General features: G+C 44.9%; 23 protein-coding genes. 15 read left to right on the top strand and 8 right to left on the bottom strand.

Annotated elements, in window-relative coordinates; translation table 11 throughout:
• Positions 1-19: 19 nt before the first annotated feature.
• Positions 20-742: a ZIP family metal transporter gene (locus tag AC1DE7_RS10935; protein ID WP_253501237.1), complete on the top strand. Its 723-nt coding sequence runs from the start codon at positions 20-22 to the stop codon at positions 740-742.
• A 176-nt stretch (positions 743-918) separates the two neighbouring features.
• Here the strand turns inward: AC1DE7_RS10935 and AC1DE7_RS10930 are convergent, their stop codons facing one another.
• The 3 genes from AC1DE7_RS10930 to AC1DE7_RS10920 all read right to left on the bottom strand — a co-directional run bounded on the left by AC1DE7_RS10930 (position 919) and on the right by AC1DE7_RS10920 (position 3,273).
• Positions 919-1,344: a YlbF/YmcA family competence regulator gene (locus tag AC1DE7_RS10930; protein WP_253501234.1), complete on the bottom strand. Its 426-nt coding sequence runs from the start codon at positions 1,342-1,344 to the stop codon at positions 919-921.
• 190 nt (positions 1,345-1,534) lie between these two features.
• Positions 1,535-2,221 (bottom strand): Crp/Fnr family transcriptional regulator, encoded by a 687-nt coding sequence (locus tag AC1DE7_RS10925; RefSeq protein ID WP_253501231.1) that lies wholly within the window; start codon positions 2,219-2,221, stop codon positions 1,535-1,537.
• Between the two features lie 56 nt (positions 2,222-2,277).
• Entirely contained in the window at positions 2,278-3,273 is a 996-nt protein-coding gene (locus tag AC1DE7_RS10920) for a multicopper oxidase domain-containing protein (RefSeq protein ID WP_253501228.1), read from the bottom strand.
• A 279-nt stretch (positions 3,274-3,552) separates the two neighbouring features.
• Here AC1DE7_RS10920 and AC1DE7_RS10915 point away from each other — a divergent pair, with 279 nt between their 5' ends.
• The 7 genes from AC1DE7_RS10915 to AC1DE7_RS10885 are packed head-to-tail and all read left to right on the top strand — an operon-like array spanning position 3,553 to position 8,593.
• Positions 3,553-4,161 (top strand): hypothetical protein, encoded by a 609-nt coding sequence (locus AC1DE7_RS10915; RefSeq protein WP_282320967.1) that lies wholly within the window; start codon positions 3,553-3,555, stop codon positions 4,159-4,161.
• Between the two features lie 39 nt (positions 4,162-4,200).
• Complete coding sequence (locus AC1DE7_RS10910) at positions 4,201-4,851, top strand: hypothetical protein (protein ID WP_477534368.1); 651 nt, start codon at positions 4,201-4,203, stop codon at positions 4,849-4,851.
• Positions 4,851-5,408, top strand: a complete 558-nt coding sequence (locus AC1DE7_RS10905) for a hypothetical protein (protein ID WP_083684306.1) — start codon at positions 4,851-4,853, stop codon at positions 5,406-5,408. The genes AC1DE7_RS10910 and AC1DE7_RS10905 overlap by 1 nt, the downstream gene beginning before the upstream one ends.
• Positions 5,409-5,453: 45 nt before the next feature.
• Positions 5,454-6,188: an SMI1/KNR4 family protein gene (locus tag AC1DE7_RS10900; RefSeq protein WP_282320968.1), complete on the top strand. Its 735-nt coding sequence runs from the start codon at positions 5,454-5,456 to the stop codon at positions 6,186-6,188.
• A gap of 21 nt (positions 6,189-6,209) precedes the next feature.
• Positions 6,210-7,511, top strand: a complete 1,302-nt coding sequence (locus AC1DE7_RS10895) for a hypothetical protein (RefSeq protein WP_282320969.1) — start codon at positions 6,210-6,212, stop codon at positions 7,509-7,511.
• 32 nt (positions 7,512-7,543) lie between these two features.
• On the top strand, positions 7,544-7,966 hold the full coding sequence (locus AC1DE7_RS10890; protein ID WP_036672886.1) for a hypothetical protein: 423 nt from the start codon (positions 7,544-7,546) through the stop codon (positions 7,964-7,966).
• A 21-nt stretch (positions 7,967-7,987) separates the two neighbouring features.
• Positions 7,988-8,593, top strand: coding sequence for an SMI1/KNR4 family protein (locus AC1DE7_RS10885; protein ID WP_282320970.1), 606 nt, complete (start codon positions 7,988-7,990; stop codon positions 8,591-8,593).
• A 91-nt stretch (positions 8,594-8,684) separates the two neighbouring features.
• Here the strand turns inward: AC1DE7_RS10885 and AC1DE7_RS10880 are convergent, their stop codons facing one another.
• Positions 8,685-9,005 (bottom strand): hypothetical protein, encoded by a 321-nt coding sequence (locus AC1DE7_RS10880; RefSeq protein ID WP_076250065.1) that lies wholly within the window; start codon positions 9,003-9,005, stop codon positions 8,685-8,687.
• A gap of 109 nt (positions 9,006-9,114) precedes the next feature.
• On the opposite strand from AC1DE7_RS10880, the gene AC1DE7_RS10875 reads away from it, so the two are divergent.
• Entirely contained in the window at positions 9,115-10,167 is a 1,053-nt protein-coding gene (locus AC1DE7_RS10875; RefSeq protein ID WP_282320971.1) for a leucine-rich repeat domain-containing protein, read from the top strand.
• A 149-nt stretch (positions 10,168-10,316) separates the two neighbouring features.
• Positions 10,317-11,138 carry a cupin domain-containing protein gene (locus tag AC1DE7_RS10870; RefSeq protein WP_315373138.1) on the top strand — a complete coding sequence of 274 codons (822 nt, stop codon included), beginning with the start codon at positions 10,317-10,319 and terminating at the stop codon, positions 11,136-11,138.
• Between the two features lie 696 nt (positions 11,139-11,834).
• Here the strand turns inward: AC1DE7_RS10870 and AC1DE7_RS10865 are convergent.
• Entirely contained in the window at positions 11,835-12,881 is a 1,047-nt protein-coding gene (locus tag AC1DE7_RS10865) for a Rieske 2Fe-2S domain-containing protein (protein WP_477534367.1), read from the bottom strand.
• Positions 12,882-13,288: 407 nt separating this feature from the next.
• On the opposite strand from AC1DE7_RS10865, the gene AC1DE7_RS10860 reads away from it, so the two are divergent.
• Both AC1DE7_RS10860 and AC1DE7_RS10855 read left to right on the top strand, forming a co-directional pair.
• Positions 13,289-13,735, top strand: coding sequence for a carboxymuconolactone decarboxylase family protein (locus AC1DE7_RS10860; protein WP_036672879.1), 447 nt, complete (start codon positions 13,289-13,291; stop codon positions 13,733-13,735).
• Positions 13,736-13,767: 32 nt separating this feature from the next.
• Complete coding sequence (locus tag AC1DE7_RS10855; RefSeq protein WP_477534366.1) at positions 13,768-14,703, top strand: sigma-70 family RNA polymerase sigma factor; 936 nt, start codon at positions 13,768-13,770, stop codon at positions 14,701-14,703.
• A 100-nt stretch (positions 14,704-14,803) separates the two neighbouring features.
• Here AC1DE7_RS10855 and AC1DE7_RS10850 read toward each other — a convergent pair whose 3' ends face one another.
• Positions 14,804-15,757, bottom strand: a complete 954-nt coding sequence (locus AC1DE7_RS10850; protein WP_477534365.1) for a hypothetical protein — start codon at positions 15,755-15,757, stop codon at positions 14,804-14,806.
• Between the two features lie 241 nt (positions 15,758-15,998).
• The gene (locus tag AC1DE7_RS10845; RefSeq protein WP_477534448.1) at positions 15,999-16,640 is read right to left on the bottom strand and encodes a spore coat protein; all 642 of its coding nucleotides are present in this window, start codon (positions 16,638-16,640) and stop codon (positions 15,999-16,001) included.
• A 310-nt stretch (positions 16,641-16,950) separates the two neighbouring features.
• Between AC1DE7_RS10845 and AC1DE7_RS10840 the strand changes: the two genes are divergently transcribed.
• The 3 genes from AC1DE7_RS10840 (at position 16,951) to AC1DE7_RS10830 (ending at position 19,555) form a co-directional block, all read left to right on the top strand.
• The gene (locus AC1DE7_RS10840) at positions 16,951-17,535 is read left to right on the top strand and encodes a hypothetical protein (RefSeq protein WP_338706387.1); all 585 of its coding nucleotides are present in this window, start codon (positions 16,951-16,953) and stop codon (positions 17,533-17,535) included.
• Between the two features lie 29 nt (positions 17,536-17,564).
• On the top strand, positions 17,565-18,293 hold the full coding sequence (locus AC1DE7_RS10835) for a DUF1361 domain-containing protein (RefSeq protein WP_477534364.1): 729 nt from the start codon (positions 17,565-17,567) through the stop codon (positions 18,291-18,293).
• Positions 18,294-18,532: 239 nt separating this feature from the next.
• Entirely contained in the window at positions 18,533-19,555 is a 1,023-nt protein-coding gene (locus AC1DE7_RS10830) for a serine hydrolase domain-containing protein (RefSeq protein WP_477534363.1), read from the top strand.
• Positions 19,556-19,638: 83 nt separating this feature from the next.
• On the opposite strand, the gene AC1DE7_RS10825 is transcribed toward AC1DE7_RS10830, so the two are convergent.
• Positions 19,639-20,619 (bottom strand): serine hydrolase domain-containing protein, encoded by a 981-nt coding sequence (locus tag AC1DE7_RS10825; protein WP_477534362.1) that lies wholly within the window; start codon positions 20,617-20,619, stop codon positions 19,639-19,641.
• Between the last annotated feature and the right edge of the window lie 168 nt (positions 20,620-20,787).

Raw genomic sequence — 20,787 nt, 5'->3', positions numbered from 1 at the left:
TTGAGAGGGGTCGGCCCAGATGTGGACTGCATTCATGTGGGGCGGCATCTCTGCCTCAGCGGTTGTCATAGGCGCACTCGCAGCATTGTTTCTGAAGATTCCCAAACGAGTCATTGGCTGGATTATGGCTTTTGGGACAGGTACATTAATCGGGGCAGCTACCTTTGAACTACTCGGAGATGCGCTGAATGATGGAGGTATTATCCCTACAGCCATTGGATTTACGGCGGGTGCTGTCGTATATACGCTTTTTGACTTGCTCGTTTCTGCAAAGGGAGGGGCAGGGCGTAAACGCTCGGCAAAGTCGGGAGACTCGAACCAAAGCGGCCTGGGTATCTTTGCAGGCACGGTAATGGACGCTATCCCGGAATCCATCATGCTTGGAGCCAGCTTACTGGCTGGCAACGGTGTCAGTGTGGTGCTGGTGGTATCGATCTTTGTCAGCAACATTCCTGAAGGTCTGTCCAGTACGGTTGGACTACAGGGCAAGTACAGTCGTGGCAAAATCATATTAATGTGGCTGAGTGTACTATTGATCTCCGCGCTTGCAGCTCTGGGTGGGTATCTGTTTCTCGAGCAGCTACCTGAGGAGATGAGTGCAGCAATTGGTGCATTTGCAGGTGGTGGAATCATTGCCATGATCTGCTCGACGATGATGCCGGAAGCCTTTGAAGAGGGTGGGCCAATTGTGGGTTTGATTGCATCCATGGGATTGCTCGCATCGCTGTTGCTGGATCTGTAGATAAAAGAATAAGCTTCCGATGCAGCAAAGCTTTAAGGTGCACACTTCGCTTCTTCAGCTTATTTTGTCTTCTCCGTTTTTGTGTAAATATTAGTTGAATTTATATAAAAAGAGTATCCGAACAGCGTGATTTCTGATCGGATACTCTTTTTGATTATTTAACCAAAAGGAAGATATTAATGGTTGCTGGAACAGCTGCCTCCGCATCCGCAAGCTTCCTTACCTAGTTCATTGGATTCGGGCAGGCGGTTCAACTCCACCGATTTCGTGAAAAAGTGACTGATCTGCTGATGTAGCTGACTGAACTCCCGTTGAGCATAGATAAACCGACGAATGAGGCGATGATCATAGAGTGCGCGTTCTTCCTCTTCATACACCTGGATTTCAGATGCAAGCAATTCGATATTTTGCCGTTCTTTCTCCTCCAGTGCCTGATGTTTCTCCATAAATTTCTCATACTGAGTCGTAGCTTGCTCATCTGCAGCAAACTGATCAATCATGTCCCGCATCTCTTTGTAGCCTTCATCCTGTAGCAGCAGTGAACAGAGCTCCTGCATTTTGTGCATAATGATCTGTTTGTCCAATTTAACAACCGTATTCATCGCATAAACCTCCTGAAGATCTTTTCTTAACTGTATACTGTAACGCTAGGCTGCACTGTGACGATACTCACATCCAATGTGAAATATAATACTTGTCCCAAAGCTATATGAGTTGAACTAATCATTCACACGTTAGCAGCGATGGGAAGGTTATACTGTCATCGTAGTATTAGTGTAAATAATATTTAGTTCAGAACGGAACCATTTCCCTAAGCTGCTCCAATTGCAGAATAAGGATGCAGTTTCCTGTAACCTGAAGCAGTCCCTGAGTTTGCATCATGGCAAGTTTACGACTAAGTGTTTCGGGTGTGATCCCGAGTAACAGAGCCATATCTTTTTTGAAAACAGGCAAGCGGATCTCATGTTTTGCATGATTTCGGGTATGGAAATACAAAAGCAACTTGGCAATCTTCTGTTCCGTTGTCATCGCACTTAGCGAGCTGTTCCATTCATCTGTTTCACGGAGCAGCTTGGTAATGGCAAGCAGGAAATGATAAGCAAGCTTTGGATCATGTTCAAGTAATTGGTCAAAGTCATGCTTGCTGATAGAGCAGATGGCCGAAGGCTCCAGAACTTCGGCGTTCGCGACATGTGGTTTTTGGTGTAACAGGGAATCTTGTCCGAAGAAATCACCGGGAAACAGAAACCGAATAATATGTTCCTTGCCATTTTCATTGTATTTGGATAACTTCACACATCCCTGATGAACCACATAAAGCGTATCTGAGCGTTCTCCCTCCTGGACGACAACTTCGCTTTTGTTATATTTGCGGGTATGCAGAAGGGAGATCAACAAGGCAGCTTCGGATGGATCAAGATGCTGGAACAGAGATACTTTGGAGAAACAGGCATCCTTCGCTTCGTGTGTACAGATCATCGTTTAATCACCTCGAATGGTTCAGGATAGGTATAGCCATTATCTATTGTCATGTCTCAGTGAGACATCGCGGGTCCACCATGATCAGCACCATCCTTGGTCACACGCAAAACAGCGGCAGCGCCTTTGGCTACATGGTTGAACTGATGGGTTACAATCGCATAATCGCCTTCTTCGGTCACGGTGAACTCTACGACAGCTCCACCACTTGCGGGAAGCATAACCGTCTGTATTCCATACTGGATGTTGCGTGGATTTCCATCCGTATACACACGGTCCATAATGGTACCCACAACGTGGAAGGATGAGACTTCATTGGGTCCGGCATTACTGACATAGATTCGCACCGTATCTCCTACTTTGGCTAACAGGGGATGTTTTATTAATCCATAATCATTGCCGTTAAATACGACATAATCCGGTTCCCCGTTCAAAAAAGCTTCATAATCATGCTCTTTATACCATTCACTCTGGACAAGGGTATACTCACGATCAACCAAGTGATCGGAAGGGTATCCTGCTTTGGGTTCCACAATAATCATGCCGTACATCCCGTTGGCGATATGGGCAAGGACCGGTTTGGTTCCACAGTGATACATGAATACACCGGGTGAGGAGGTGGGATAAGTGAACGTGCCTTCCTCGCCTGGCATCACATCAATAAATTTGCTGCTGGGAGCAGCATGTACAGCGTGAAAATCCATGGAGTGAGGAAGGCTGGAATCTTTATTTTTCAACGTGAACACCAAGGTATCTCCCTCTGTCACTCGTAGGACGGGTCCGGGGACGGTACCATTAAATGTCCAAGCGTTGTATATCACTCCTTTGGAGATTTCGACATCTGTAACCTGGGCCGTCATTTCAATATATACCGTAGTACCTTCTCTGCGAATGATCGGGTCCACCGGGGGTTGACTGATCGCAGAGGAGGAGGAGGAGACTTCATCGTGGTGAACAGGTTTAACTGTATCGGTTGAACTACAGTGAGAGAGAGTTGCTGTGAATATAGCGAATACGAGTGACCATTTATATACATTCAGTAAGGAGAACATAGTTGCACAACCTTTACTCAAGTGATGTTTTTCACAATATAAAAAGCGGGTTTTCTTTCATTTCAGTAGTTATTTAGTTATAGATTACGTTATTGAGGTGGAGACGGGTGTGATGAGGCACACACTTGGGTATGTCGTAATAGAGGCATTTCCAACAATCTGTCTTCAATTGTTGTGCTGAGCAACGGAGTTTCATATAATTTTAGAGAGATGGATTGGTAAATGTTGAGTATTTTGACGCTGTGTATGTCGTAGTTTCAGAAGAAAGGTGGATACAGGATGAAACGTTTCGAAGATGAAGGTGCGTATAAGTATAGTTTCTATTCGGTTCTTCGACGGGGAGAGCGGATTGATGTGAAATGTCCCAAATGCGGTGGGCACGCTTCGATTGATCAACGGAATGGTCAACTCGGATGGAAGTGTTACGAATGTTACGCTCAAGCTTTTGAAGAACCAGTATATCAATATAAAGCCAAGGGGAATTGTGCTGTATGTGAACGTTGGTTTAACGTGGAAGTCACAGACGAGAAGAAGACGTCTCACCGATCGACGCATGTGGAATGTCCGCATTGTAGTTCTGTTAATCAGGTTGAATTACACGCCAAGCCGACATACCAAAGGTGTTTTTCCGAGATTTGTGCTGGGAAAGATCCTGTATTCGGGCTGGAATTATACTTCCTGGATAATTTCAGAGGAAAAATAATATGGGCTGTGAATCGGGAGCATCTGAATTATCTCATCGCTTATGTCTCCGCAGACCTGCGTGTAAAATACGGAAATATGCCTATACGAACGGCTTCACATAGTATTCCGGCATATATCAAGGATGCGAAGAACAGGGATGTGGTTGTTCGTACACTGTCGAAGCTTCAGCACAAGACTGGATGAGACTGAAATTGAAGAGTTAAAGCCGCAAGGAGAGAAGACATGAAACTACGAGTTAAACTTACTATTTTTGCAGTCATTCTGGGTATGTTGATGATTCCGGCTTATTTTATTTTACAGACATTTGGTGTATTTCAAAAAGAGACAGTATTATCTGACTATGCTCTGGCCGTTGATGTTAATGGGAAGTCCTATGGGGCTTGGCCGCTGATTAACAGTTTTGCAGCGATGGACAAAGAGGAAGATAACCGTCAGTTTTATTACCGGATTGATATGAATCATATCCAATACCTGTTTAATCTGGCTTATAAGGAGTATGATGTGAAGCCAGGCGGGGACAATCCGTATCTGGCTGGTACTGTAAACTATCAACGTACAGATCACAACTATGTACAGACCGAGAGACAGTATGAGAACGCCAATGATTTCACAACGGTTTTGAATCTGTATGATCAGGATGGGCAGGTGATCTACATCTACAATAACACCGGCAAGGGAGATAAACAGCTGGTAGAATCCATCATTCATCAGGGAATGAGCCGTAATAGTGGCGGTAGTAGCGAAGCTGCCCGCGATCCGTATATCAATATTACGGCGTTATTCCGTGACAAGCTGAACATCGATGTGAAACTGACGGTGGATGAGGAACACAAAGTGGTTACCATTCGAATGAACAAATCGGAGGCGAGATGATGAATGAGTATGGTGTACAACAGGGACCTGCTTATCTGGAAGGATTAATTAGGAAGGAAGAGAACATAAAGTCCGATGAAGTGGAGTGGAAAGGCAAACTTCAAATGAGTGATGGTCATGATAAATTCCATATTTTTTATTATGGTGACTTGACTGAAGATGATCTGATTACCTGGCATGATTCGACACCTCTTCTTGTATATGCGGAGCATACGGTCACGGGTGAGCGCTATCTGCTCATTGATACCGCCAAGCACGGCTATGATGCTATGTTATGTGAGACCTATTCGGAAGACGCACTACATGACAGACCCCTTCGTCCTTACCTGGATGTTGAAGGTGAGGACATATTTGAAGTAGAGTTGACGGCTTACTACAATGTGCCTTGGGATGAAGAGTTTGGCGAAGATGTAGATGAAAATGGTGCATATGAACTGATTACGGGAGAGCGCATGCATTTTGATCAGGTCAAGCGTGATGGATATGATGCCTTTGCCGTTCGCATTCTGAATCGTAAAGGAGTATGGACTGAAATTGTACAGGAAGAACTGGCTTAGATCCTGAAAACGAATGAACCAAACTGAGATGGGAGATGTCGACAAATGTATATTGTATCCCGTGTACTTAAGCCGGTTCCAACAGAGGAACTGGATCACTTTGAACAACAGCACGGCATCTCGCTACCTTTATCATACCGCACCTGGATTGAGCACTACGGGGAAGGTACATATACGGGGTGGATGAATGTGCAGAGACCGGACCCAGAAGTGTTGAAGCCTTTTGTTGAATATGATTTTTGGATACATACGGATGATTCGCCTATAAGTCAGCATCAACTTGAGCAGTGCATCTCCATCGGCAGTTCTGTAGATGGAGATTTCCTTGCTGTTCATCCGGAAGTTGAGGGGCTGTTGTGGCTACCGCGTCATGATGAAAATATCACCTTATGGACATGCTCGGAGACTGAATTTGGCGAAACGCTGGACCGGATCTATTGTGGGTATTACCATCAGGATAAACCAATAACGCCACTTTACTTTGAGCCGTGGAATGAGCTGCGGAAACATACATTTTACCATTTTTCAGGCACGGAACAGGGAAGTTCCATGAAGGAACTCGCCGATACATGCAAAACAGAATTTAAGTGGGACGCTGTGTTGGAGAATGAGTACATGTGCAAGATGTTCATGGTGTCGATGGGAGGATATTTACGATTTAACTATGCTGCTGGGAGAGAAGTTGCCCTGTTCTATGAAGAAAAGAATGGTGCGGAGGAGGCGACGGATAACGAAATCAGTTTGTTTTTGCAAGCACATCATTGTACGGCATATGAATAGGGGCAGAGTGGAGGGACACCTATGAGTTGGTTAAAGGAAGACATTGCGGAACAATGGTGCAATGAAGGCAAGCGTTATGCAAGGGATGTCAATGCATTTGTCCGGAGAAGTATGCGGGGAGAGCAACCGGATGAATCCGAGTTGGAGGTAGACTCCAGAAGCGGAATGAGTACTGAAGTATTCCATATGGTGAGACAGGCCAATCTCCATGGTGATGTGGAGGTGCTTCGACATGAGCTACCCGCAGCGACGTGGCCATTGAACGAGGCGTTTCAGGCTTCCATGCAAGCGGTCAAAGTTGTAGGTTATCTGAACGAGGAAACGATTGTATGTAATACGGGGATTTTCACGGAGAATAGTCAGATATATACGATGGATCAGCACGGATGGCAGTTGATCACTCCATATACTTTTGCAGGTTGTTCATCGGATGGACTTGACTTTGCGCTTGCAGGACGGGATGGGATTCGTATTATTCGTCAGCCAGATCGCAAGTTGGAAGGACAGGAGATAGCGACATATCGATGGGAAGATATTCAAGCCCGGATACAGTCGGCATTACCTCGGATTGAATCACTTGCGGACTGTGAGCATCCCGAACGGACACTTGAAGGACTTATACCTATGGATGAAGGCAGAGCACTACTTATACACTCAAGATACGGGATATATCTTGTAACGCAAGATCAGGTGACCTTGCTTCATCCCGATCTGGCAGAGATCGAAGAGTATGAGCTAGAGGATACACAGATAGATATGGGGCATGCAGCGGTATCTCGGGATGGTCGATGGATTGCCTATGGCAGCCAAGGGAGCAATCATATGGTGATGGACCGCCAGCTGAACAAGACATACTCTCTCTATCCGGAATCGAGCTACCCTCATTATGCAGCATTCACCAGTGATAACCAGACCGTCTGGTTTAACGCATGTCATTTCTATAACGGGGTCACCATACAGGTCCCGTTGGAATCAATTGCAGGCAACGAAACAAAGGAAGATTGGCCAGTGATGGATGAGAATGCACGTGTGTATGCAACAGTGGAAATAGAGGCGGGTATGGTGCTTGGAGATGCATACGGTTATCTGTATTGTGTGAATAACAAGGGAAAGGAAGTATGGCGCCATTTTGTAGGTAGTACGATCTATTCTCTCGCTGTATCACCAGAGCAGTCCAAGCTGGCAGTTGGTACATATGGTGGCATGCTGCATGTGCTTGATCTTCGTTCCAAAGAAATGGACGAGTACGGGATCGGTACAGGCACTCTTCGTGAGTTGGAGCGGTATGTGTTGTGGCGTGGAGAAGAACCTCTGCGCTGGTGAGGTAGCATTTTGACCTAGTTAGGGGTGAAGGGATGGAACGTGAAGAGGCTGTAACGTTATTAAAATGTCACTCCTTTTCTTATGATGATCTGAGTCATCCCAAGATGGAGAACGGTTTTATTGGCAGTCTGCGGCCTTTCCGTGGACATTTGATTAAGGAGAATTTTCATGAGTTGATGGAGATACTGCGTGTTCTGGCGTCCGAACTTGCACGGCCTTCACTGGATCGGGAAGTCATGGCATGTCTATGGGGAATTACTCATATGGCCCGTGCTTGGGCCGTTGAACCCGAAGGCATGCTTCGCAGCAACAACCTCATTTCCGACGAACAGGTAACATTGATGGAACAATGGCTTAATTTGTTATCTTACGCAGTCATGATTCTAATTGAAGGCGGCGGAGAGGAAGAAGCGTTTTGGGAATATCATCAATATCTACAAGAAGAGAAGAACTGAGTTAGGGGAGGTGTGGTGAGATTGGAGCCGAATGTATCATTAAACGTGCTAATGGACGAGTTGAATCACTTGTTAGATGAGAGAATACAGGATCAAGAGATTCGGCAATTGTTTGAAGAATATCAACATCGGGAAGGTGCATCCGAGGAAAGTCTGGATCTATTCGAAAAGGAGTATGGCGTCCGGCTGCCTGGCGATTTTCGTTCCTTTTACCAAAGGAAAGACGGCAGTGGCTACGGGTTACATGTGCTGTACTCGGGTGATGCCGAGACGGGCAGATGTACACCCTTTTATCTGATGTCATTGGAAGAGATTCGACAGACCAAACAATACTTCTGTGAAGTGGATGAGAAGCTTGAAGAGTATTATTCTGCCGAAGAGATCAGCCAGCTGGACCCGGAGATCAAACCATATTTGTTCCATAAAACATGGATTCCTTTTGCAACAATTGCGGGAGGTTCGCTGTATCTGATGCTCGATTTTGATCCAACGGCGGAAGGCACGTATGGGCAGATTATTATGTACGTGCACGATCCGGACTTTGTTTATTACCTTACACCTACCTTCACGGATCTCCTCAGCATGTCGAACCGTAATCTGAAGATGATGGATGAGATCACTTATTAAAATCCTGCACGATTAGACAATTCCTTCAATAATAAAGAAGCTGCCGAAGCAGCTCCTTTATCTGAACAAGTACTTTGAATGAGTCTAATGATTACCACTGGAAGAAACGATGTCCGTGAAATCCTCCGCCTGGAGGTCCTCCGTGTCCACCTGGACCACCCGGCCCGCCTCCATGAGGTCCGCCTGGATAGCCACCTCCTGGGAAATGACCAGGGTGTCCACCGGGGTAACCACCGCCGGAATATCCACCATGCCACCAAGGACCACCGATCGGATATAGTGGAACAGGAACGATGGGCGGGTATGGATAGGGATAGGGATAAGGGTAAGGATACGGTGGGGGTGACGGATAATAAGGGTAAGGATAACCCGCAGATTGCGGGGATGAAACTGAACCAGGGCCGTATGCCATGTAATAAGCCTCCAATGACTGGATTGATGATATCAGCCTATGCCACAGTGGTTTCAGATGATACAGCAGATTGAAGATTAATGAATTATAGAGTAATGAGGGGGAACATATGGTAGCCGTAGCTTTTCACACTGATCCAAGAGGAACGGCCTATGAACTGTTGATTGACGAATTGATCGAGAAGGCAGATCGTTTTATGCTTGTAGACAGACAAAGGTACGAAGAGAATGAGATACCGGAAGTAGTTCGTGTGTTAGAGAGATTGCAGCCCTATCTTGTGGAACGTGCTACGATGGAAGAGATGATGCTGAAAAGCGGAGCCTATTATTCCGAAGGCACCTATTATACATATCGCTGTACGCCGGAATCGGGTCAAGTGCTCAAAGAAGAAGCCAATCGTTTTCATGATTGGTGTTACCCGTCATTGCCGGACGATCTTTGCTTTATGACAGAAGACGGAAATGATTATTTTTTCTCGGTTGCCCATGAGCATATGTATGGCATGAGGATTACATACAAAGAAGCGAGTGAACTTATGGAGCGGATTCCAGGGTTGTTCTTTGAATTGGACCGTCATAAGGAAATTGATCATCTTCTGGACGATGCGATCAGGCATCAGACCGATAAGCTGGATATCAGCTTACATGGTTTAAGTGAGCTTCCCGAACGAATTCGGGAGTTGAAGCACTTGAAGGAGTTGACGATTTTTGAGCAGAATCTGTACTCACTCCCTGCAAGTCTGTTTGAACTTACTTCATTGGAAAGATTGGTCATTACAACGCTGGATCTGGAGTGTATTCCGGCAGAAATCGGGAAATTGAAGCAACTTCAAGAATTAAGAATTTATTGTGGCAGCCCTTTTGAATCTGCACCTGGTTGGAGGCCCAAACCACAAACTGAGTTGGGATTAAATTGTATTCCGCCTGAGATTGGTGAATTAAGTGAGCTGAAGTATCTGGAGATAGTATATTCCGGGATACGTGAACTTCCTCCCGAGTTGGAAAGACTGAAGAATTTGCGTGCTTTACTGGTGACGAATGCACTAATTGAGGGAACTCCGGATGTTGTCACAAGAATGCACTGGCTGGAGTATGTAGACTTAATGAATATTCCATTTGGAACCCATTGGGAAGAAGTCTGGGAAATGAAAAAGAACATGTAACAAATAGAGCCCTGCTCGGGATGTCCGAGTCAGGGATATTTGTTATGCGATGAAAACTTGGCGGAAATGGGCTCACGTATCTGGGCGCTGGGCATAAGCTGGCATATAGGTTATGACCTAAACCGAGAGCGAAGGGCAGGCGTTTTATTTTGGCAACCTCATACATGGATTACACTTTACCAACCACCGAATTTACTTACGATTTGAGCAATAACCCGTTATTCAAGAAGGATGAGAACAACTATATTAACGCTCTTTCCATCAAGCAGTTAAACACACTGGGCAATGTTTCTTTACTGGATATTTTCCTCAACACGGGCAATGTGGTTGAACCACATACGCATCAGAATGCAACGGAGTTGGTATACTGCATCAGCGGTGCGGCAGTTGTTTCCCTCATTAATCCATTTACCAACGAGCTTCTTCATTTCCCGATTACTCCGGGGCAGGTGGCTAACGTTCCTCAAGGCTGGTGGCACTATGAAGTGGCCACTGCAGATCACACGCACTTACTCGCAATCTTTGATGCACCGGTTCCTGAAGCGATATTTGGCTCAGACACCTTACGTCTTACACCTGCAAAACTTTTGGCTTATACGTACTGTCTGGATGAGAAAAAAGTTCAAGAAGCACTTGCTCCCATTCAAAAAACAGTGATTATTGGCCCGCCTGCAGATTGCCAGCCTTCAATTGCTCCTGCCTCTAACAGTGCTCCAAATGTGAATCATCAGCCTTACGTAATGCCTAATGTACAACCCAATGTACAGCCAAACATGCAACCAAACACACAACCCAATGTACAACCAAACATGCAGCCCAATACACAGCCAAACAACCAACCAAACATGCAACCTTACGTGAACCGACTTCCGTACTGGGGCACTTGGGTTGATCCACGTATTATTCATGAGCCGGGCTGTCCGTATTATAGAGAGCTTCCTATGAATACGAATAATCAAGAGGACAGATGACGGTCATGAGGCGAGGTTTATCTAATACACATAAGTATTTCAGTTAAATTAGGTATAACAAAAGAAGCGTCCGCAAAGGAACGCTTCTTTTGTTGATTAAAGGTGTCTTCAAACCTGCTGAAAGCCGATGCATACCTGAACATGTCTAGAGCATGGAGTGCTAACGAATCGTAGGCGTCTTAATCAAGGATTTGAAGCGTGCCGAGAAATCTAAAGAATCTGAGACACGTTATATCAGAATAAACAGCCGTATGAAGTGTTTTTATCGGGGGATTTTGGGAAATAACGAGTCTGAGGTTCCTTACAATTTTAACTGAGGACCTAGAGGCCAAATAAGATGTCCTGAGTTCCTAAGAAAATTTTCAACCCATTCCCCAGAGACCGCAGGATAGTACTTCAAGACTTTTTAGGCGCGACATCCATCATCGATAGCTTGCCTGAGATTGAAGAACACCTACATAAGTTCAACTAAACATTTACACGATAGCGGAGAGGGCAGAAATAACTTGAAGAAGCGGAGCGTTCGCCTAAAAGCTTTCTAAAAGAAAGCTACATCGAAAGCATACGCTATCCCCGGATTTTCCCTATGAAAAAATGGAATAAAAAAATCTGGGGATAACAGCGATCGTAGAGTTATTCTGCCATCGGAGTGCCAGTGTAAATATATTCATTAGTTGAACTTATATATGATTTAATTTACGATGTGTAATTTCGTCCCAAGCCAAGCTCCGTTAATAATTGACGATAAGCAATCGAAGTACGGTCTGCGGGAATATGGGCCTCGGCATGCAGATCTAGGGGCAGATCCTCCGGTTTCTGTGACTCGACCATCTCGCGGTCTTCTTCAAATACCTGCAAGTTGAACTTGATTGTGTCTTCAATCGGAGCGTCTTTGTCAAAGTTGCGTGTGATTGGACAGAATAAACGTGTATAACGTGCAGAGATCGGCGAAGCACAATTCAGAATATTCAGCTTGTCTTCTCCTGGGAAATGTACCGTAAGAGAAGCCGCAAAAGGTGGGAACACTCGAAACTCCCGCAGCCATTGGAAACCTTCAGGTGCAACAAGATCTTGCCCTTTGCCATAGTTACTCACCGTACTCCAATACTCGGCCAGTAACTCGTTACCTTCGCGTTTCACTTTGTATTGGGGGACTTCGGTGTTGTTTCGGTCACCAAACGTTTCGGTATGCACATAGGCAAAATGGGATACATCCAGGAAACCCTCCATTTGTCGTCCAGAGGAACCAGCAATGTCAAAGTTGGGTGGCAAAATATTGATATAATCGGGATCATCCCATCCAGGGAAGGAGGGGATCTGTTCTTCTGTTCCTGCCAGTGTGGTCCATATTAAGCCATAACGTTCGACTGCCGGGTACACGATAAGTTTGAGCTTAGGTGAGATCTTGGAGCTTGGATGCGCAGGTACGGCGGTACATTTTCCTTCACAATTATAACGGAAACCGTGATAAGGGCAGACAATCTCGCCATTTTCTACCCAGCCTTTGCTAAGTGGAGCCCCACGGTGAAAACAAAGATCCTTGGCTACCACAACTTGATCATTACTGCGGTAGAGAACCAGCTTCACATCGAGTAATTGAGCAGCCAAGGGTTTGTCTGTTACTTCGGTTGCTTGGGCTACCGGGTACCAATATTGGGATAATACATGCCAGTCTTCGGCGGTGAACGTACAGCCTCTAGGCAATTCGGACGTCATTGTATGGTTTGCGTTGGAAGTTATCATAGGAAACACTCCTTGCTGATATGGATAAACGATTCGTTTTTTAGTGTCAGAAAAGTTAACTTGATTAGCCGTATGTTACTACTCTTTTGGTCAAAGTATCAATATATCCAACCTGCTTTTGGTTAAAATCACAAACGCTACAGCAAAAACCGTACATGAATACGGAAAAACGCGGATTTTTCTTACGTTAGATGTTAATTGTAGAAAAGAGAACAACCTTTCAGTATGTTTTTCTATTACTGATTATTGACTCCATGGAGGTTGCCTGCCATCAGAATCTTAGTGTGAATATCCGTTAGTTGAGCAACCATTCTTGTGGGCATAAAAAGATTTTCGCAAAGAATGTCACAGATCCCAGCCGTCATTTGTCTACAGTATGTAAACCAAATGACGGAGGCGAATGAGAAATGAATTTAAGAACGAATTACAGAGTAGCGAGTCCAGGCGCTTTTAAAGCGATGATGGCAATGGAGCAATATATTTCTGGGCAATTTGAAAATAAAGTATTGTATGAGTTGTTAAAAATCCGCGTGTCCCAGATTAATGGCTGCGCTTTTTGTCTCGATATGCATGCCAAAGATCTGATGAAACTGGGAGATTATGCGGATCATATTTTATTGCTGAGTGTGTGGCGTGAAGTGCCTTTCTTCACGGATCAAGAACGTGTTATGCTGGAGCTGGCTGAAGCGGTGACCCGAATCTCGGAACACGGTGTACCCCTTGCGTTGTACGATAAGGTCCGTGAACATTTCAGTGAATCCGAACTGGTGGATCTGATCCTAGCCATTAACACGATTAATAACTGGAACCGGATTGCGATCACAACTGGGATGTATCCGGGTTGCTTTAACTAAAAATACACGCACCATGCCAGAGGAGGCTTCTTATGAATTCCAATTTCCACGCCAATGAGCCAGAAGTGTCTTCTCTGGATGTTGGTGAGTTGTATATTCGTTATAAAAAATATGCATTTTCAATAGCTTACCGCATGCTGGGCAGTGTGGCAGAAGCTGAAGATATTGTGCAGGATTGCTTTGCGGGGATTCAGAGCACGTCTGCTCAGGATATTCGTAATCCCAAGTCCTACATCGCCAGATTGGTGGTGAACCGAAGCTTGAATTTGCTAAACTCCGCCCGTAATCAGCGGGAAAGTTATGTTGGTGAGTGGCTGCCAGAGCCGATGGGTGACAGTGAAGAGGCGAACATGCCAGAGGAAACGATGGAGAAAAAAGAGCTGATCTCCTACGCCTATCTGGTCATGTTGGAGAGTCTATCGCCCATGGAACGGGCTGTTTTTGTCCTTCGTGAAGCGTTCCGATATGATTATTCCGAAATAGCGGATTGGCTGGGCAAAACGGAGAGTAACTGCCGTCAAATCTTTAGCCGCGCCAGACGAAATCTGCCCGAAAGACTTCCGCCGATCGAGCAGAGTGATGCGGATATGATAGCCAAAGGTGAATTGCTGAGCCGTTTTACAACGGCATTCCTTCGTTATGACGTCTCTGCCATGCTGGAGTTACTGGCAGATCAGCCTGTATTTACAGCAGATGGCGGTGGCGTTGTGCATACGGTTATGAGAACAATGAACGTGCACAAAGGTGTGCTTGCACTCCTGACCTCACGGCGAGTCCTTACGCGATTGCGTGAAAGAGAATGGGTACCGATGTGCATCAATGGCGAACTTCAACTCGCGTTGATGAAAGAAGGGCAGTTGTCCGAGGTACTCTGTTTGGAGTTGGATGCTTCTGGAGAGCGGATTGAGGGCGTGTATCTCGTTGTAAATCCGAACAAACTTACATCAATAGACACTTCAACTCTTTGATCCAAACGTAAGGACTTGATATGTAAACTTAAAAGCGTCAACCTCTGTCTCGAGGACTGCCGCTTTTTTTTGCATTCACATTTTGCGATTCAGCATCCGATTATTCACGGGCAAATTGTTGTTGAACAGGTTCAATGATTGCTCTGACTTCAGGTGTAAGCTCATCATTGTTCTGATTAAGAACCCGTAAAATCTTTTCCATAGTGTCCAGAAGAACACTCTCCGTATTGGGCTCCCGCTTAGCCAAAGCTTTCTCGTAAGCCTGTTTCACCACAGGGTCCATGGTGCGGATTTCTTCATCCGTGTACCAATCATAAGCAGGCGTGTTGTCACTTCCGTAAAACAGATAATCCACAAATAACCCTTGCTTCACTGCTGATGTGCGATTGGAATTCGGGAAGTTGTTCAAAAAGGCTTCTTTCTCCAATGCACGCTGGATTAATTCGTTCCAAGAGATGATAATGCCCCCATCTGAAGTCGTCATTTGGTTGGACTCGGTAGCCATAATATTAATGTATGCAGCAATATCAGCCTTAACAAAAGGTTTGAACTTTTGATATATCTCATAATTGATGATGGGGTAATACAAGCCTTCACTGGTTTCCAGTTTGAACCCGAGATCTGAAGCTTCCTGCAGAAGTTTCTTCACGGTCGGATCTTTAATTTCTTTGAGCAGACGACTATATGTAAGCTTCTGTTCGTAACCAAGTTGTTCATGGGCTTGAGATATGGCCTGTTGAAATTGTTCCGTATACATTTGGTAATCCATATTAGCTAATTTCACGTTCTGCATGTTCTCCAATTGCAGCGTCATTAGTGTGGCCTGCCAAGGTCCGACTTTATCGATATGATTCATCAGGTATTTACGCGCTTTAACCAGACTTTCTGTGGACTTCACTGCTTCTGTTCGATAGGTTTGAAACTGATGATACACCGCTTTGGAAGCGGGAACAGGTGCAGCTAGTGTTGTTGAAGGTGTGAGTGTTGTGCCAATGGCAGTACAGCCGAGAGCCATAGCCAGTAAACCAAGTTTAGCAGGTTGCTTCCATCTCATTTGTATACCTCCCCATTAATGAAGAAAAAGCCATTTGAATTCTCGTATAACGGCATTTCACCCTATTTTATATGTATGATCCGTAAGTTGAATATGTACGGGTTTGTCTTTGATTAAACCAGTTTCTGGTAACCAAATCAAGAGTCTTAAGCAGGAAATGATTATAAATAACCAAAGAACAGCCCCTAAAACCCGCATGGGTTGAAGAGACTGTTCTGGGGAATCGGACTTTATTTTCTAATTAATGAAGTGGTTTATTGTTAATAGGCATCTGAGGCGCCCCGGTTGCTGGAATGTATGCCTGAAGCATCTGTTGTGTATCACTTGGAGTGAGTTGAGGTACTTGATAATAGGCGTTTTTATTCTGGAACATGAAAATTTCATAGGCCATCTCGATAAAATGCTGGATCTGAGAAGCGATGACTCGGCGAACCGTTCCATTTGTGATCTCGCTACAGGACATGCCGAGCAGACTCGCATGTGACTTGATCAGTCCCAGCATATGACCGCTAATCCCGGCATCCTTTACATCAGCTAAGCTCTGGTTTGGCTTTTTCGGTGCTGATGACTTAAGGCCATATACCGGTGGTACCATGTTGGGGATCATATAGGTAGCTGTCTCTTGATGAGGCTTCTGTCCGGATGCAAAACACTCTGCTGTCAGATTGTACTGGGATAATATGAAATTGTACTGCCGGTCGAGAATGCCAATCAGTTCCTGGCTCTGCACAAATGTACGAAAGATCATGTATTGATCCAGCACGTTAATGGTGGAGGACAGAATCTCATGCACATCGAACATCTCATGGCCGCCATGATTCATGTTAGGGGTGACATTTGGATTGGTGTTCAATGTAGGTTGTACTACATTCTGAGGGTTCATGGAATTTGGATTCATTGTAAATTTGATTCTCCTTTGGTAAATGGTATGATTCTATATAAGTTGAACGAAAGAATATTTACACTTGCCACTCGGATGACAGAACAACCTTCCGATCGCTGTTATCCCCAGATTTTTAATTCATTTTACAAAGGTGAAAATCCGGTGATAAGCTTATGCTTCCGAAGTAGCTTTCTTGTAGAAAGCTTTTAGCGAACGCTTCGCTTCTGTAGTTTGTTTCTGTCCTCTGCGTTCTCGTGCAAATGTATAGTTCAACTTCTATAGTATGCTTGGAGAGTAGTAAATTTATGTAATGTTAGCAGTATACGCACAAATAGGAACAGGTATGGTGGTGGTTAAGATGGAAGAGACCGATTGGGGTGTAGCAAAGGATTTGTTCGTCAAACATTACGGGAGCGCTATACAGATGCATCGAGAAGGCGTGTATGCGGACTATAAGCGATGGGACGTACCCCAAGAGTTAGAGGAACAATGGACAGGGGAGCGGATTCAACAATTAAGTTCCGAGTTGTCTATCATGAATTGGGATGCGGTGGATGAACTTGCGTTGATTGCCAAACATCGGACAGAACCAAGTATAATTAAGGCCATTACAGCATTTGCTTCAAGACAATTGAAGAGTGCGGACAGTATGGTTCGTCTCGTGTATGCTGAACGTCTGATTGAGCTGATCAAACGGTATGAATCCTCTCTGCCAATGGACAAGTTACGGGAGACCTATCAATTGACGATGGATTTGCTGGTTGATGTGGCGACTAAACCGTTGGTGCTTGATCCAGGCCATGAATTACAGCAGTATGGATTAAAGGATAAACGAGGATTGAATTTGCGTGTTGAAAAGAATAAAGAAGAAATCATCCGCTATTTTCGAAACTAATTGAATTTTATCAAGTGAGGTCAGAATCATTGAGAAAACTGAATTATATTCGCATATTTATTTTCCTTAGTGTGGTTACTATAGTAACGCTTGGCTTGTACTACGTAGCCGCAGATTGGCTGGATCAGCGTTATTTCCGCTTCCTGATCTGGAATCTGTTCTTGGGCTGGATTCCTTTTGTGTTCTCTTATGCAGCCTATCTTCTAAGTGATGTGAAATGGAAAGGTGCCGCATGGCTTGCAGTTGCAAGTGGTCTGCTGTGGTTGTTATTTTTCCCGAACTCTTCTTACATTGTTACGGATCTGGTTCATCTGACAGCGAGAAGTTCCCGGTATTATGGTGGGAACGGGGTGGACTACACGTATTGGTACGACTTAAGTGTTCTATTAATGTTTGTCTGGACTGGTCTTCTGCTTGGATTCCTGTCGATGTATCAGCTTCAGGAAGTGATCTATCACCGAATTGGACGCTGGGCATCCTGGATCTTTGTACTGGTTGGCAGTGCTTTGGGAAGTTACGGGGTATTGCTTGGACGTGTATATCGACTGAATAGCTGGGATGCACTGACGAATCGCGAGACGCTAATTGAACTGATGCACGAAAGTGTAAGCCGTCCGTCTCTGGCGTTTTGCCTGTTTTTTGGCACGTTTATCACTACAATCTATGCCACATTGTATTATCTGATCAATACGAGGGCTCCCCGTGAAACGAAGAAGATTACAGGAAGTCCCGAGTCGGACCTGCAAGCGTTACGCTAATTCATGTTGCCTCGAGACATGCAGCCAGATAGACTTACGGTAAAACGAGTGGAACAAGTTATTGAACAGCACTTGAGCATGCTTTGTCAAACTTAATCTTACGTTGTATGAAGAAGGGTTATTTCCTTTTATAAGGGAGTAATCCTTCTTTTTATGAAAATTTGGCAGGTATGCAGGATATGACGAAGAATTAAGAATGAGAATGTAATGAATACATAGACAAGTAGGTGAACAACAAAATGTTGAATGCAGTAGAGCTGACAACAAAAGTAGAAGAAGTAATGGAAAGCATTAATTTTTCGGGTGTTGTATTACTCCAGCAAGCCGGGAAAACCCTTTTGAATATGAAACGTGGTTATGCGAATCGCAGTGAAGAACTTGCCAATCAGGTGGACACACGCTTTGGAATTGCATCAGGATGTAAGGTCTTCACGGCAGTGAGTATATGCCAACTAATTGAAGCGGGCAAGTTGTCTGCGGATTCCAAGCTTACGGATGTGTTGGATGTGGAGTTTCCACTGTGGGACAAAGGGATCACCATCCAGCAGTTGTTAACACACACGTCAGGCATTCCGGATTATTTCGATGAAGAAGTGATGGATGACTTTTCAGAATTATGGAAAGACAGACCCGTCTACGCGATGCGGCGATTAAGTGACTTTCTGCCCATGTTTCAGCATCTGCCAATGAAGTTTGCTCCGGGTGAACGTTTTCACTACAACAATGCGGGTTTCATTGTGCTGGGACTTATCGTGGAACAACATTCAGGACTGTCGTTTACAGATTATGTGGAAGAGCACATTTTCAAAAGGTGTGGTATGAAGGACTCCGGTTATTTCGTAACAGATCAGCTCCCGCGTAACACAGCTTTAGGGTATATCGATCATGAAGATGGCTCCTGGAACACCAATATGTTCTCTATTCCTGTCAAAGGTGGATCAGATGGTGGAGCCTATGTTACGGCACCGGATATGATTCGATTTTGGGGTGCTTTGCTGGGTCACCAATTGTTGAATGAAGAGGCGACACAGCAGTTATTAACTCCACATGCTCATCAAGAGGATGAAGAGTATTATGGGCAGGGTATCTGGATTGACCGTAAAGAGGAAGACATTTTCAAAATTCATGTCATGGGGTTTGATCCAGGGGTGTCGTTCATGTCTTCCGTGTATCCGGACTATGACCTACAACTGGTTGTGCTCTCTAATCAAGAGTCTGGTCCGTATCCAATAACAATTGCTATCGAAGAAGCTTTGGCATGACGAATAACCCTCAACCTATGGTCAGGTTATGGCCACAAGGTTGGGGGTTAATTGATCGAACAGGAAAGAAGGATTGCCTGCGTTTATAACATTTTCCATAGCTCAGGGGCAATTAATCGAGGGAAAACATCCAACGGAGGTTTCTCTTTCTTTCGTTTGTCATTGGTTAACACCGTAATAAGTTCGAGCTCTGGGACAATATATACATACTGACCACCAAATCCTCGCGCGTAATAATAATGGAGATTGGGTTGGTCGTCTTCAGCAGCAATATTTTCGGAGTCAGACCTTCCGTTCGGATAGACATCCACCCACCAATGCCAAGCATAACTGCCGTGATTCGGTGGAGTGACTGTAATGAAAGGTTGCGTCGAACCGGATATGAGATCACCTGAAATGAGAGACTCACCCGCCCACATCCCTTGTTGTAGAAACAGCTGACCAAATTTCAACAGATCTACGGGTAACATTTTAAGACCGAATCCGCCGGTATGTACACCTTGAGGATCACTTTCCCATTCGTAATCCGTAATTCCGAGCGGGCTAAAAAGATAGTGTTCTGCGAACTCGGCTACGTTCATACCTGCATTTTGCATCAGGATGGCCGATAGGATCTGTGATACTCCGGAGTTGTACTCCATATATGTACCCGGTTCATGGCTTAGGCGTTGTTCCAACGAAAAATTCACCCAATGATCGGTGCGGGTCATGCGAGGGAATGAATTCTGCCCGCCAAACTCGTCCCAGTTGAACCCGGCTGTCATGGTGAGTAGTTGTTCCAGTGTGATCGCTGCTTTACGAGGATCAGGATCGGATGTCAACTGTGGGAAAAAAGTAGAGATTGGGGCTGATGCCTCTGGCAACAAGCCTTTATCCATCGCTATACAGATGAGCGAGGACAGCACACTCTTGGTACATGAATTGATTTTTGCAATATCGGTCGCAGCCTCTTGGTTGCGGTAGTGTTCGTACATAATCTCACCGCGTACGCTGACGAGGCAGCTTCGCAGATCCAGCTGCGGAACGATCTGTTGTAATTTGGATGACAGTGATGAAGGATTCATAGTGTCCTTTCTGTACGGTTGATTTGTTATAGGATTTTGTAGAAATAGGTGTCCATTATCTTAGCATATTAGTTGAGCGGAGCTCAACAAACGATTACTTATTCAGATTGTGAGAGGTATACTGGTAGCTAAGGAGTAGGAAAAAAAGACTGATCGTAGTGTAGAATT

This window comes from Paenibacillus sp. 10L310, from assembly GCF_056395745.1.
Note: the sequence above shows the minus strand (reverse complement) of the source record. Positions and strands in the feature narration are given on the sequence as shown.